This window comes from Wolbachia endosymbiont (group B) of Chorthippus parallelus (assembly GCF_947251815.1).
Lineage (GTDB): Bacteria > Pseudomonadota > Alphaproteobacteria > Rickettsiales > Anaplasmataceae > Wolbachia.
This window is the reverse complement of the sequence record NZ_OX366390.1, coordinates 1141803-1156345: the sequence shown is the minus strand read 5'-3', so window position 1 is coordinate 1156345 and position 14543 is coordinate 1141803. Positions and strand designations below refer to the sequence as shown.

9 protein-coding genes and 3 pseudogenes are annotated in these 14543 nt (G+C 33.2%); 8 read left to right on the top strand and 4 right to left on the bottom strand.

Annotation, left to right across the window (positions count from 1 at the left end; all coding sequences use genetic code 11):
* Positions 1–195: 195 nt before the first annotated feature.
* A complete protein-coding gene (locus OPS21_RS05315; RefSeq protein WP_264337115.1) occupies positions 196–2322 on the top strand; it encodes a recombinase family protein in 2127 nt (708 codons plus the stop codon).
* Between the two features lie 21 nt (positions 2323–2343).
* Here the strand turns inward: OPS21_RS05315 and OPS21_RS05310 are convergent.
* Positions 2344–3443 (bottom strand): annotated as a pseudogene (locus OPS21_RS05310) (IS3 family transposase).
* A gap of 70 nt (positions 3444–3513) precedes the next feature.
* Here OPS21_RS05310 and OPS21_RS05305 point away from each other — a divergent pair.
* Both OPS21_RS05305 and OPS21_RS05300 read left to right on the top strand, forming a co-directional pair.
* Positions 3514–3621: pseudogene (locus tag OPS21_RS05305) on the top strand (IS110 family transposase); the annotation flags it as partial.
* A 264-nt stretch (positions 3622–3885) separates the two neighbouring features.
* Positions 3886–4478, top strand: a pseudogene (locus OPS21_RS05300) (transposase); the annotation flags it as partial.
* A gap of 271 nt (positions 4479–4749) precedes the next feature.
* On the opposite strand, the gene ykgO reads toward OPS21_RS05300, so the two are convergent.
* Positions 4750–4878, bottom strand: coding sequence for a type B 50S ribosomal protein L36 (gene ykgO, locus OPS21_RS05295; protein WP_006279631.1), 129 nt, complete (start codon positions 4876–4878; stop codon positions 4750–4752).
* A 61-nt stretch (positions 4879–4939) separates the two neighbouring features.
* On the bottom strand, positions 4940–5755 hold the full coding sequence (locus OPS21_RS05290; RefSeq protein WP_264337116.1) for a pyruvate, water dikinase regulatory protein: 816 nt from the start codon (positions 5753–5755) through the stop codon (positions 4940–4942).
* A 127-nt stretch (positions 5756–5882) separates the two neighbouring features.
* Between OPS21_RS05290 and ccmC the strand changes: the two genes are divergently transcribed.
* The 4 genes from ccmC (at position 5883) to guaA (ending at position 11846) form a co-directional block, all read left to right on the top strand.
* Entirely contained in the window at positions 5883–6593 is a 711-nt protein-coding gene (ccmC, locus tag OPS21_RS05285) for a heme ABC transporter permease CcmC (protein ID WP_264337280.1), read from the top strand.
* 387 nt (positions 6594–6980) lie between these two features.
* Positions 6981–8024: a hypothetical protein gene (locus OPS21_RS05280; protein WP_264337119.1), complete on the top strand. Its 1044-nt coding sequence runs from the start codon at positions 6981–6983 to the stop codon at positions 8022–8024.
* A 565-nt stretch (positions 8025–8589) separates the two neighbouring features.
* Positions 8590–10056 carry a type II secretion system protein GspD gene (locus tag OPS21_RS05275; protein WP_265027589.1) on the top strand — a complete coding sequence of 489 codons (1467 nt, stop codon included), beginning with the start codon at positions 8590–8592 and terminating at the stop codon, positions 10054–10056.
* A 227-nt stretch (positions 10057–10283) separates the two neighbouring features.
* Positions 10284–11846: a glutamine-hydrolyzing GMP synthase gene (gene guaA, locus OPS21_RS05270; protein ID WP_264337122.1), complete on the top strand. Its 1563-nt coding sequence runs from the start codon at positions 10284–10286 to the stop codon at positions 11844–11846.
* 220 nt (positions 11847–12066) lie between these two features.
* Here guaA and OPS21_RS05265 read toward each other — a convergent pair whose 3' ends face one another.
* Complete coding sequence (locus tag OPS21_RS05265) at positions 12067–12759, bottom strand: TerC family protein (protein ID WP_143689513.1); 693 nt, start codon at positions 12757–12759, stop codon at positions 12067–12069.
* Between the two features lie 281 nt (positions 12760–13040).
* Here OPS21_RS05265 and OPS21_RS05260 point away from each other — a divergent pair, with 281 nt between their 5' ends.
* Positions 13041–14417: a malonyl-CoA decarboxylase gene (locus OPS21_RS05260; RefSeq protein WP_264337123.1), complete on the top strand. Its 1377-nt coding sequence runs from the start codon at positions 13041–13043 to the stop codon at positions 14415–14417.
* The last annotated feature ends 126 nt before the right edge of the window (positions 14418–14543 follow it).

Here is a 14543-nt window from a genome sequence, read left to right as displayed (position 1 = left end):
TCTGCTACCAACTTAGCTAGTAAGCAAAACTTTCTCACCAGCAAGTTAACGTGGTCTTCATTATACGAATTTGTTTCTCTAGCAAAGGAGTATAAATTATGCCATGTAAACCATGTCAAGTGTGGCAGAAAATGTCGCAACGTTTCAAGTCAGAAGTTTTAGAAAATATATTATTAGTGTCCAAAGAGGTTATCTATGAGTACATCAGAGCTAATTACAGCACAGCATTTAGCACGCGAAGCAATAATTTATATCAGACAATCAACACCTCATCAAGCATTGAGCAACCAAGAAAGTTTGGAGTTACAGTATGCACTAAAACAAAGAGCAATTGACCTTGGATGGAAAGCTGATAATGTTGTAATCATTGATAGTGATCTTGGTTTAACTGGTGCTAGTGCTGAAAAGCGTGAAGGGTTTAAAGAGATTGTCACTAAAGTCACTTTATCAAAGGTAGGAATTATTCTCTCCTACGATGTGACTCGCTTATCACGTAATTGTTCTGACTGGTATCCTTTACTGGATATATGTGGCTATAAACAGTGTTTAATAGCTGACCGGGATGGTGTTTATGATCCTGGTACTATTAATGGTCGGCTGTTACTTGGTCTGAAAGGGCAACTTGCTGAAATGGAGTTATCTACTATAAGAGCTAGACTAAATGCTGGACTATTAAATAAAGCAACCAGAGGTGATTTAGCCTTATCTCTCCCAGTTGGTCTTGTTCGTAACATTGATGGTTCTGTGAACAAGGATCCTAACCTTGAAGTTCAGTCTCGTATCAATCTTATTTTTGAAACTTTTCTAGAAAAACGAACAGCATCAAAGGTTTTAAGACATTTTAATGATCATCAACTAACTCTTCCTAGATATAATAATTTCAAAGAACTACAGTGGAAAAAGCCAACTGTTGCAGCAATTACCTCAATACTAAAAAACCCAGCCTATGCTGGAGCATTTGTTTATGGGCGTTCCCGTACTACATACCATAAGCCATCTTCTGCTGACAAAACAACAAAAAAATTACCAATGGAGGAATGGAAAGTTCTGATCAAAGGTAAATACTCAGCTTACATAGATTGGGAAACTTTTACAAAGATTGAGATGATGCTAAAAGATAATTATGCAGAATACGATCGCAATAAAACACGTGGTATAGCAAGACCAGGTGCAGCATTATTACATGGAATAATTTATTGTGGAGAATGTGGACATAAAATGTTGGTACAGTATAAAGGAGGAAATCGTTATTTATGCAACTATCTACGTCAGCAGTATCGTGTACCTGTATGTCAGCTTTTACCAGCTGATATTATTGATAATGAAGTAGTTCCCAAATTTTTTGCTGCACTTGGTCAAATTGAGCTTGATGCTTATACTCAGGCGATTAACTCACAATTGCAATCTGAGCAAGCAATTAATAAAGCACATTTACAACAATTAGAGCGCCTAAAGTACCAAGTTAGATTGGCAGAAAGACAATTTAATCAAGTAGACCCTGACAATCGTCTTGTAGCTGCAGAACTTGAAAGACGCTGGGAGAAAGCATTGAAAGAACTCCAACAAGCAGAAATTATGTTCGAACGTCAGCGTCCAAGTGATCCAACACCTCAATTACCTGAAGAACTGAAAACAGTATTTTTAGATGTAGGCAAAAGATTACCTGAAATTTGGTATAAATCAATTCTATCACGTCAACAACAAAAGTCCTTTCTTCGTTGTCTCATTGATAAAGTGGTAGCACACAGAATCAGACGCGATTGTCTTCAGGTACGCATTATATGGCATGGTGGCGAAACTACTACTTCTCATGTTCCCATTCCAGTAAACTCTTTTCGCGAGTTGACTAAAGCAAAAGAAATGGAACAGTCTATAATAAAGTTAAGTAAAGAAGGTAAAACAGATGCAGAAATTGCTAAGTACTTAGAAAAACAGGGACATCGCTCCCCCACAAAAAACATCGTTTTAGAAAATACAGTAAAAACTATTCGGTTAAAAAATAACATTATGCGAGCAAGGAATCAGTCACATCCGCTTAAAGTATCTGGATATCTTACCGTTCCACAAATTGCAAAAATCCTCAATGTTACTACACATTGGATTTATGATAGAATTAATAATGGTCAAATCAAAGTACGAAAAGATGACAGTAAAACCAGAGGAAAATATTTATTTGAGAATACGCCAGAGACTGTTAGAATCCTTATGGATTTTAAACATGGTAAACTCAACTATAATGCACCCATTTGTCTAGACCATTTTTTTCAAAGTGATCCGATTTTTAAAATGAATATGTTGATAAATACGTCGACACACATTTAAAGTATTTATCAATATATTCATTTACTGTTTATGATAATAAAGATCAGCAGGAACTTTATAATGTAGAGTCTGATGTCGCCTTTTATAGTTATACCAACCAACAAAATCGTTTATTATAAGATTCAAATCTCTGATACTATTTGGTCTATAATAATATATAGCTTCTTGCTTTAAAGTTCTCCATAAACTCTCAACAAATATATTGTCGAAGCAACGTCCTTTATGATCCATACTAATTTTAATATTAGCACGCTCTAATTCCATAATAAAGTTGTAGCTAGTAAACTGCACTCCTTGATCACTATTAAAAATCTCAGGTTTACCTTGTTTTAGAGCTTCTTTGAGAGTATAAAGGCAAAATCCAGCATCGAGATATGGTGATAATGAATGAGCAATAATATAGCGACTATACAAGTCCATTATTGCCACAAAATAGACAAACTTACCTTCTACCATAATATATAGTAGCCCATACCTGATTAACTCTACAAATAATCAAATCTTTGAGTAAATAAGGATATATTTTATGCTTTTTTTCTTTAATACTTGTATTACATCTTTTTCTACAATACAGCCCACTAATCTTCATTTTTTTCATAATTCTTAAGATTTTTTTGTGATTGACTACTACTCCACTCGCTATGATTTCAGCAGTAATTTTACGATATCCATAACGGCAATCAGAAGCCAAATATACTTCTTGAATCAAATTTCACTTTCGTTATTAATTATATGCCTATAATATAGGCTAGATCTGCAAATCCCCAGTAAATCAGCCTGTTTCCTAATTGATAGATCAGAATCTTTTTCTATAAACCTTACTCTATCTTTTTTGCTTATTTCAGTAATTTTTTTTTCAAATAACTATTTTCCACTGTCAATTCTCCTATTACTTTATGTAAACTTTCTATTTCTTGCGCTAAGATTCTTTGTTTTCTCGCACTTTCACTTTCTTCAACAAATAGGTCTTTTAACCTTGCCAATACTCTATCACGCCAATCATATAGATTTGTTGATGGTATTTTATATTCACTACATATCTCAGATGTGCTTTTTTGATTTTTTATTGCTTCCAAAGCTATCTTTGCTTTTAACTCTGGTTCATATTTTTTTGTTGCCATACTTTTACCCCTTTACCTTCCTACTCGGATCAACCATTTTTTTTTGGTCTAGTTTATGGGGTGCATTATAAGGCTTGTTGGTAAAGGTAAAAAGAAGATGGTGGCTATGACAGCTCTAATGCGTAAAATCATAGTAATTGTCAATGCGAGGCTTAAAGAAGCAGTCAATGTGAATTAAAAAAATCTGCATAGAAAATAGGTTAACGAATATGTGGATAAATACGTCTACACACATTTAAAGTATTTATACACATATTCGTTAACCATAAGATCTAAGCAGTAACTGTTGTTTGATACAAAATTTTTCTATGATTAAGTTAGGGTTTTTATTGTCAAAAATGCACTTTTTACTCGAATAAAAAACAAAATTACAAACAAAAGTTGTAATGAAACTAAATTCAAAAAATTTTAAAAAACATAGTTGATCCGATAGTATTCATGATTTTTTAAGGTGAAAGAAGACGGTTGTTGTGTAAGTAAGTGCATGTATAACATATTGGGTATAGATCAAGAAGGCAAAAAGGATGTATTGGGTTTTTATTTGGCTGAAAGAGAAGTTCTGGTTGGGGGTATTAAATGAGCTAAAAGAAAGAGGAGTAGAGGATATTCTAATAGCTTGTATTAAAAAGTTTTCCTGCTGCTATAAATAGCTAAAGCAGAAATGTATAGTACATCAGATAAGAAATTTACTGAAGCAGCAAAAACTTTCATAAGTGATCTGAAGAAAGTATATCAGGCTTCAAGCAGAGAAATTGCTGAAAATTATTTACTCGAGCTGATGGAGCGAAAAATATCCTTTGGTCATAAAATCGTGGCAAAACAATTGGGAAAATTTATTTTAAGTATTTCGGGCCAGTTAGGCGGCTCCACTAATCCTATCGAGGAGACATTTACTAAAACCAAAGGTTCATTTACCAGCTTGTACAAGTTGGTATATTGTGCTATAAGGAAGGTGGAGGAAAAGTGCTGTACATATTAACTATATCTCAGCTCAACATTTTCTTTCTCCACAGATTGAAAATTGAGTTGAACTAAAAATTCGCTTTGACGCAGTTTTTTAAACATTACCAGCTCAAGAGGGCTTAGAGTGGAACTAAAATGCATGGGCTTGTTGACGCGCGTAATTAATTTCTTTTTTTTAAGTTAATTAATGTTAACAAGCCACGTCTGCCTGTAATCATGTTAATACTAAAATATAATGTAAGAGAAGAAATGAGCAGGGCTATGGTTAAATACAACAATTTTTGTTTCTTTCTAAACATGCTTCCATATGAAAAACATATGACATAAAAAGGCAAACAAAAAGCTAAGAACCTTGACGCGCTTTACATCTTGGTTTTACCTTATTTATAATATAAATCTTACCACCCCTTTTCACAACTTTACAATTTTTATCTCTGTTACGATGAGATTTTAGCGACCCTTTAACTTTCATATCTACAGTAAGAATAGAATTACCTTACATTATTATCACTTACAGCGAGTTAGTCAATTGATTAAATTTTATTAAAATATTGTATAATTGTTGCTGATACTTCTTCGATCGACCTTTGCGTAACATCAATAATTGGCCAGTTATTTTGCTTAAAGAACTCCTCTGCTTCTTTAATTTCCTTTTCTACTTTTTCAGAATCAGCATATATATTATTATCTTTGTTATTAATTGAAGTAAGTCTGTTTTTGCGTATTTCTACTAGTCTACTTGGGTTGATTGTTACTCCTATAGTCAGTTTATTTTTTAATTTTGCTAAGTCGATATAAAAGGGTACCTCACTAACAAAAGGAACATTCGCAACCTTGTAGCCTCTATAAGCTAAATACATACTAGTGGGAGATTTTGATGTGCGTGAAACTCCAACCAAAATTATATCTGCTTTATCGATTTGAATACCTTGTCCATCATCGTGATTGATGGTATAGTTTATTGCCTCAATACGCTGAAAATACTCGTTATTTATTTCAGTATACAGGTCAAGTTTTTCATCCTTTTCAATTTCAAGATAGGATGAGATTTCTCTAATAATATGTGATAATATTGCTCGATATGGAATTTTTAACTTGATACAATTATCTTTTAGATATTTTCTGAGCCCATCATCAGTAATAGTGCATATAACAAAGTTATGCTCATCACTTTTTCTCTCAATTTCCTCCAGAATTTTATCGATCTGCTCTTCTCCTTTTACAAAAGACCAAACATATTCGATAGTTTCTACAGAACGAAAATGTTTCAGGGCTGATTTTGCAACTGATATAACAGTTTCACCACTTGAATCTGACACTAAGTGTAGATTAAGCTTTTTAATGGTCATATGGCAAATAAGCAATCTGTTACTCAAATTATGCTAATTTGTTGACCTACGTAAATACAGAAAAACTATCCTGTTGATAAAACTCAAACTAATTGGTAAATTTTTAATACAATTATTCTCAAAACAAATGTTTTTATTAAAGCCTACAAATTTCTCCCATTTTTCTAAGAAAGCCCTGCCTTGGCTTGGGGTTATTTGTCTTGCATATTTTTTAATTGGAATGTTCTTAGCATTATTCTTCTCCCCAGGAGATTATAAACAAGGAGAAATCGTACGAATTATGTATCTTCATGTGCCTTCTGCATCGCTTGCTCTTGGAATATACGGACTCATTGCATCACTTAGTTTCATTTCATTGGTATGGAACAATAGTATTGCCAGTGTCTTGGCACATGCTGCTGCTCCTGCAGGGACAGTTTTTTCGGCAATATGCTTAATCACAGGTAGCATCTGGGGAAAAGGGACATGGGGTACTTGGTGGGTATGGGATGCAAGGCTTACTTCAATGCTGATTTTGTTTTTTCTGTATGTTGGTTATCTTTCATTGTGGAGCGCTTTTGATAATCAAGCAAGAGCAGAGAAATCATCAGCAGTATTTGCCATTTTTAGTGCTATAAATATTCCCATAGTAAAATTTTCTGTGAATTTATGGTCTACTCTTCATCAGCCAGCAAGTATTTTTAGAAAAGGTGGAGTAGCAATAGAAGGTTCTTTACTGCTGCCACTCATTGCAATGTTTATATTTTGTACCACACTTTTTTTAGTAGTGTGGATACTTAATGCCCTTCATTTAATTAATTTGCAGAAGATAAAGAGAGAAATCAGCATGCGATATTAGGTATATAGTTCCAGAGTGTAATGTTGTGAACAGCGACAGAGATTAAAATGTAGAGCAATCATCCATTGGCAAGTTCCAGAACTAATTACGTACAAACCACACTTCAAGATTATAGTGATTAATCACATGCAAGTAGAAGAATCATGATTCTCTAGTGAATAAAGATGTGCTCTATGTAAAGCTGGTGAAGATAAGATAGAAATTGAAAGAAAATCTAATTATTGGTTATTATGCTATATTTATAATGCAAGTTATTAAATTTTTAATTACTTTAGCTTATAATAATTTCTGAGTTAACCTGAGATTTCTTGAACTGTGGTTTCTTTATATTCAGGTAGATACTTATACTTTTATGTAATTCCAGTTTTGACTGTAGAGGAGGTTCCTATGTCAAAAAACACCTATAGTGACCAAATTAATAATAGTTATTTATATAACAACAAACTTTTTTATGGTAAAGAGGATATAGATGAGATGACTGAGGGTGAAACTACGACTGAGAAGCGATTTACAAATCCAGTTCCAATAGTAATAGAAGCTTTTGAACTCGCAGAAAAGGAACTTACGAAATGCGCAGAGGAGGTTAAGCGAGCAAAAGCAGAGACTGAGTGGTATAAAAAAATAGCTGAAGAATGTAAAAAAGGAAGTGGTACGGGCGAACCTGTTACTGATGAAGGAGAGAATGAAAATGGAGAAATTACATCTCGAAAAGTAACCTCAGATTGTTCCAAGTATGAAAATTGTGGGCCGTATTCTCATTTTTATAAAGTTGATAATAAGATAGGTTGTCAAGGTTTTAGTGCATCTGATTTACTAAAGGAATTATATCCTGAGATGTACAGTAATCCTAAGATTGCAAAATATATAGAAGAGGGAGCAAATGGTAATTATGGTGCAGTAAATTTTAAATTTGCCTTTACAGAGGATCTTAATTCAATATCCTGGCTTGGTAATATAGAATGTGAAAAATGTGTCGATGATCAAATAGAGTTAGCGTGTCAAGAAGAAGAGATTAAGAGTTTCTGCTACCCGAACGTTTACCGTAGTAATCCAGAATTCAACAAGAGCTTTTTTTCCAGAGGAGCATGTCCTAATCTCTTTAAAGAGTCCAGTGAAACAAGTGTTGTAAAAGCAAAACAAGTTGCACCATTGATACTTGTTAATACCTTAGGACAAATGATAGATAAAGAAGGTAATAACACTAAAGTATACTATGATGCATTGAAGCGTTATCTAAATGATGATGGTAAAATCAAGGATTGTGGAGATAATCAAAAGTGTAAGGATTATATTCCAATTATGGAGAAAGTTGCATGGAATAGTGATAAGGAAGTACTATTAAAAACTGTTGTTAATAATACGCAAGAAGCAAATCTTTACTATTATGACAATGAGGATAATTTTGTTTCCGTTGATAATTATCCTATATAAGGTTGAATGTTATCTAGTCTTTTCTGCACTAGACGCAGCTTAATCGTATCTGAACAGATACATAATCTATATAAAGAGGACATAGGTACCATCTGTCCTTTTAAGGCATGTATGTCAATGATATGCGTAATCCATGATTTTAAACATGATGATCCTCCTAAGTAACACAAAAAAACTCAGAAAAATGTATATAGCTATGATAGAAGTTATCTATACATAAGTACAATATACTTTAACTAGAGATTATAAATTAATGAAGTTGAAAAGTCTGCAGACGAAGATAGATTTCGAGCTCTAGAATATCCTCACTATCAAAATAACAAAGCTGTCAAAATTTGTCAAGTAATTTTTATCGCAACTGTACAAACATTGCACAGGACAAATTTAAAATGCTGTAAAATGGTGTCTGTTCAGACACATGTGAAACCAGTGCTTCTTTTCATCCCACTTCCATGCGGCTAAACCTTTTTCATAATCTCCTATCTATCATTTCTTAAACCATTCCCCTGAACGGATACAATTAAATACATTTTTAACATTTTTATAGAAAACTATTAGTATAGATTTGTATGCTGCCCTCATGGCTATTTTAAAATGTTTAATACTCCTTTTCATTATTTCTTGTACACATCTACCTAACAAGCAACATTCTGTTAATATAGACAATTATAAGCACGATTATTCGTTGCAACAATATAATACTCCTTTGAAGAATAACGAACCAGCAATACCAGAAATGATACCTTTACCGGTAGAGTTTCCCGATCTTACAACCAGTAATCAGTTTCTTTCGATTAATGTTGATGAAAAAGTACCAGTAAAGGATTTACTGATTGAGATAGGAAAACTTTCTGACGTTAACTTAGACATAGATCCCCAGATATCAGGTAATATTATTTTAAAGCTAAAGGATAAGAATATAAATGAAGTAATTCAGAGTATAGCCAACAGCGCCAAATTGCGTTACTCAATGAATAATGGTGTAATTAGAATTGAACAGGATTTGCCATACGCACAAAATTATTACGTAGACTTCATCAATATTCAACACTCTGCTCAAAGCAATTTTGTCGTTAGTGGCAATGTTACAAGCAGCGATGCTGACAGGAATGTTAGAAAGTCTCAATATAGCAGTGACTTATGGAGTTCATTAGAAAAAGGCTTAAATGCAATAATGGATGTTAATGGAGTGGATGATGGTGAATTTCTTTCATCCAACAGAGAAGCTGGTGTCATTATTCTAAATGCCAGGAAGGATATTCATAAAGCTGTTGAAGAATATATTAATAAAGTTAAGAGACTGGCGTCTTCTCAAGTAATGATAGAGGCCAAAATAGTTGAAGTTGTATTAGACGATAAATACCTTTCTGGTATCAACTTAAATGATTTGCATAATGAAACAAAATCTATAACAAATCAAGATAGTTCCATTACTAGCCTGGTAATGAACTCTGATTTAGAAAATTTAGTAAAAACTTTAGACAAGTTTGGCACTTCAACCGTAATTTCAAGCCCTAGAGTACATGCTATAAATAATCAGCAAGCAATGATTTCATTTACTAAAAACCATATCTATTTTACTTCCGATATACAGAAAGATACCGGAAACTCCAATCATGCCTTAATTACCAAGATGAATAGCACTCCAATAGGTGTGGTGTTAATAATCCACCCAAGCATTAACATTGATACTAACGAAATATTTATGGATATACACCCAACCTTATCAAGAATTAACAATTACACTAAAGACCCAAATATAGAATATGTCGCACAACAGAATAAAATGAAATTAAATAGTGACATTCCAATTATTGAAACCAGAGAAATGAACTCTACGTTAAAAATTAAGAGCGGCGAAGTTATGGTAATTGGTGGGCTTATAGAGCATAGAAAAGATAACCAAAACTTATTGCATCAAAAGTCAAAAAAACTGGCTAAGACAGTAGAAACCGTCATCTTCCTGAAAGCAACAATCGTACCAACACTTGGTTTATTAGATATAAAAGATAGGAATTTATATATATATTAAACGTATCCGTTCAGGCAATGGTATCAACTTAAGGAAAGATGTTGGGGTTGCTATTATGATAAGAAGAGAGTATCAGAATGATAATTAAGACAGCTTAATCATAAATCTGTTGCGGTAAATTTAAGTTACTTTAGTCATATATTAAAGTTTTTAAACAGGTCTTAGTTTACTTACTTTATTGTTTTCTTTATTATCAAATATTGCTTTAAATAATATGGAGGAGCACATTGTCAGCAATTGCCGTTATTGATTTTGGTTCACAGTTTACACAGCTTATTGCAAGACAAATCAGGGAAATGGGCGTTTACTGTGAAATATTTCCAAGCAATATCGATTTCGAAACAGTATCAAAATTCAATGGATTTATTTTTTCTGGAGGACCGCAATCTGTAAATGACAATTGCTCTGAAGTAAGTGAAGTAGCACATAAAATTATAAAACTTAACGAAACAATAAACACTCCTATACTTGGAATATGTTATGGACAGCAACTCATTTGTCATTATTTCGGGGCAAAGGTAAGAAAAGAATTCAATCAGGAATTTGGCAAAACTAAAATCAAGATACTAAAAGAATCCCCAATTATAAAGGATACTTGGGACGTTAATTCCGAAGTCGATGTGCTAATGAACCATGCAGACAGTGTCGAAACTATACCGCAAGGATTTACTGCTATTGCCTCAGGTATAATAAATCAAACAATCGCAATAATTGCCAACGAACAGCGGAAGATTTACTGTACTCAGTTCCATCCTGAAGTTAAGCCTACGACAAATGGTAGTAAACTTCTCTCTAATTTCTTAGATATTGCAAATTGTGAGAGAGATTGGACAATGAAGTCATTCATTGAAAAACAGAAGGAAAAAATTCAAAACTTAGTAGGGGAGAAAAAAGTAATTGCTGCAGTAAGTGGGGGGGTTGATTCAAGTGTTGCAGCAGTTCTTACACACAAAGCTATAGGAAAACAATTAAACTGTATTTTTATCGATACTGGGTTATTGCGTAAGAGCCAGACCACTGCTATGTTAAAAGAAATTCCAATAAATTACGTTGATAAATCAAACTTGTTTTTAAGTAGGTTAAAGGGAATAACTGATCCGGAAGAAAAGCGAAAAATTATCGGCAATACTTTTATCGAAGTATTTGAAGAAGAGGCAAAAAAAATAGGTGATGTGGATTTTTTAATGCAAGGCACCATTTACTCTGATGTAGTTGAATCAGGTCACGCTTCAGGAAACACTAGTACAATTAAATCTCATCACAATGTTGGTGGGTTGCCAGAAAAAATGAATCTGAAACTAGTAGAACCTTTACGCTATCTCTTTAAAGATGAAGTAAGGCTGCTTGGCAAAGAAATTGGGCTTTCAGATGAGATAATATTTCAACATCCATTTCCTGGACCTGGACTTGCAGTGAGGATCATAGGTAAGGTTGATGAAGAAAAGGTACGAATATTGCAAGAAGTAGATGAAATATATATCAACACAATGAAAAACTATGATCTGTATGATAAAATATGGCAGGCTTTTGCTGTACTGTTACCAGTAAAAACTGTGGGAGTTATGGGAGATAATCGTACATACGGATATGTTTGCGCTTTAAGGGCTGTGACTTCATCTGATGGCATGACAGCTGATGCATTTCCATTTGAAAATAAAGATCAACATTCGTTAGTATTTTGGAGGTTTTTGCAAGACGTCAGTAGTATAATTGTTAACAAAGTTTCCGGAGTAAATCGAGTTGTGTATGATTTAACTTCCAAACCACCAGCAACTATTGAGTGGGAGTAGCAGTAATTTCATTCCAGTTTCAGCTACTCGAATCACAGCAAAGAGGCTGCTTGCATAACTCAAATTTTAAGGAAAACTATTTAATGTCATTCCAGCGCGTGACGCTGGAATCCAGAAAAAAAGAACCTGTGTCAGCTACTCGGATGACATCGAAATGTTCGTACAGATATTCGTCACACACCGGAATAAAAATTAGACTTTTGCTTTGTAGAAAATAATTTCAAGGCCGCATTGTCTTTATTTTGCTTATAGCTTCCACAAGCAATGCAAACATGAATGAAGAATACAAACATGCTTTTGGTAGCTCTATGTGAAGTCCTTCAAGTATTAAATATATACCGATGAGTAAAATAAATAGAATGGCAATTACTTTTAAGCTTGGGCTGGATTTTATTAACTGAGCGGTATAACTTGATGAAAATAGCATTGCTAATATGGAAAATGTAAATGCTATAGCAATGATTATCATATTATGAGTTAATGCTATAGCAGTTAATATTGAATCAACAGAAAAAACTAAATCTATTAATATAATTTGTAGCACAACTAAAAAAAATTGTGATTTAACGTTTGCCTTTGTTTTGTTCTCCTTATGTACAAAAATTTCGCTCCATAACTCCATAGAACTTTTAACAATAAGGAATAACCCTCCTGCAATCATAAGCAAATCTTTTACTGAAATATCTAGTGATACAGAGTGAAATATAGGCTTTTCCATTGATAATATATGTGATATAAAAAATAGTATTACAAAACGCATCAATAGCGCCAAGCCAAAACCTATCAGGCGGGCTCTTTCTCTCAGCAGATTTGGCACCTTATCTATTGCTAGAGAAATAAAGATTAAATTGTCTATACCAAGTATAGTTTCAAGTAGCGTAAGTATCAATAAAGTCCAAGCATCAGCTAGCATTTTCATTCCAAAGTCAGATTTTGTACTTTACAATAGATGTGTAAAAATTAAGTAACTTCGACTAGGTAATTAAAAAATCAGCCTTACCCGGAAAAGAAAGAGGCAAAAGGGCATTTTTATAATAAAAGTACTTTTGTAAGAGAAATAATGAAATTAAAAATCTAACTCTCTTTACGAAAATTTTAATAGATTGCAAAATAGTTGTGCCATGAAAATATATGCCTTCTTTGTAGACTAAGATTTTTCTTTAAATTAAGATAGATACACGATAAAAGGAACATATGACAAAAGAATCATTAGCAAAAACTGATATAGTAAAAGTTGAAGATAAGAAAGCAACAAAGGGCTTTTTTAAAATATTAGGTGAAGTAGCAGATGCTGTAAGGTCATGGGTTGGCAATATTGGCCCTGATTTAAGTAGTAGTCGCGATATCGATAGTTTAGTCTTGAAGATGAACGAATGCTTAAACCCAAAGGGGGGTGAAGTCTCAGCACGTAAGAACACCGTATCTCTTGGTAATTTGTACTTGAGTTTATCAGAGGCAGGTCAAATAAAATTTTTACAAACCCTGGCAGAAAAGTTCAATCCGGATAAAACGAAAATAGATGAAGAAATAAAAGTATATAAGAAAAATCAAGATTCTGAGTCGAGCTATAAGTTTGAACAAGACTTAATAAAAGTCCTTGAATCACCACGCTCTAAAATATTGAAGCAGTTTATCTCCTTACCGGAGGGCCTTAAGTTTATTGTTGATATGCGTTCTGATGTACTCAAGCTGAAGAATCAATATAAAAGTCTAAGTCCACTAGGAAACGAATTAAAAAGTATACTTTGTACTTTGGTTGATGTTGATCTACTTGATCTTCATCAAATCACCTGGGATTCACCTGCATCATTGTTGGAAAAACTTATAAAATACGAAGCTGTACATAAAATTTCCTCTTGGGGTGACTTAAAAAACAGACTAGATTCTGATCATCTCTGTTTTGCTTTCTTTCATTACAAAATACCAAATGAACCTTTAATTTTTGTAGAGGTTGCACTGATGAATGAGATTGCAGATAGTATTCAACACGTTTTGGACGAGTCAGTTCCTTCAAGTGACCCAAGCAGTGCAAGTACTGCTATATTCTATTCAATATCAAACACTCAAACTGGTTTATCTGGAATTAGCCTCGGTAACTTTTTAATAAAGAGAGTCGTAGAAAAACTATCGCAAGAATTTAAAAGCGTAAAAGTGTATGCAACTCTTTCTCCAGTTCCTGGATTTACAAAATGGCTAAAAAATCAAGACGTAGCTTTATTAGGTAAGCTTAATATAAAACAATCAGGTATAGAAATTTTAGAAAGCATAAAAACTAACATTGAATGCGAAAAACAGTCCCTACTGAAACTTTGTGCACATTATTTGCTAAAGGTTAAAAGCAGTGGTGGGGGTGCTTATGATCCAGTAGCACACTTTCATTTAAGCAATGGTGCATCAATCAAACAAATCAACTGGATGGCTGATACTTCTGAAAAAGGCATTAGTCAGTCAGCCGGAATAATGGTGAATTATCTGTACGAGCTGCCTAAAATAGATAACAATCATGAGAATTATATGATTAATAAAGTGATTTCTCATTCAAAAAAAGTGTCAGCTATGTTAAAGGAATAATAGGAAGTGCGCAAGCATATAGAAAGTGCTAACATTCCCTAATGTTTATGTATATAATATTGAATAGTTTTATGAGGTAAAATGTATGAATAGTGATGAATTAGAAGAATTAAAGAAACTAAAACA

Bases quoted from the DNA above. Each gene is read 5' to 3' on its own strand.
- OPS21_RS05315 (WP_264337115.1), top strand. From the start codon at position 196: ATGAGTACATCAGAGCTAATTACAGCACAGCATTTAGCACGCGAAGCA.
- ykgO (WP_006279631.1), bottom strand. From the start codon at position 4,878: ATGAAAGTTAAAGGGTCGCTAAAATCTCATCGTAACAGAGATAAAAAT.
- OPS21_RS05290 (WP_264337116.1), bottom strand. From the start codon at position 5,755: ATGACCATTAAAAAGCTTAATCTACACTTAGTGTCAGATTCAAGTGGT.
- ccmC (WP_264337280.1), top strand. From the start codon at position 5,883: ATGTTTTTATTAAAGCCTACAAATTTCTCCCATTTTTCTAAGAAAGCC.
- OPS21_RS05280 (WP_264337119.1), top strand. From the start codon at position 6,981: ATGTCAAAAAACACCTATAGTGACCAAATTAATAATAGTTATTTATAT.
- OPS21_RS05265 (WP_143689513.1), bottom strand. From the start codon at position 12,759: ATGCTAGCTGATGCTTGGACTTTATTGATACTTACGCTACTTGAAACT.
- OPS21_RS05260 (WP_264337123.1), top strand. From the start codon at position 13,041: ATGACAAAAGAATCATTAGCAAAAACTGATATAGTAAAAGTTGAAGAT.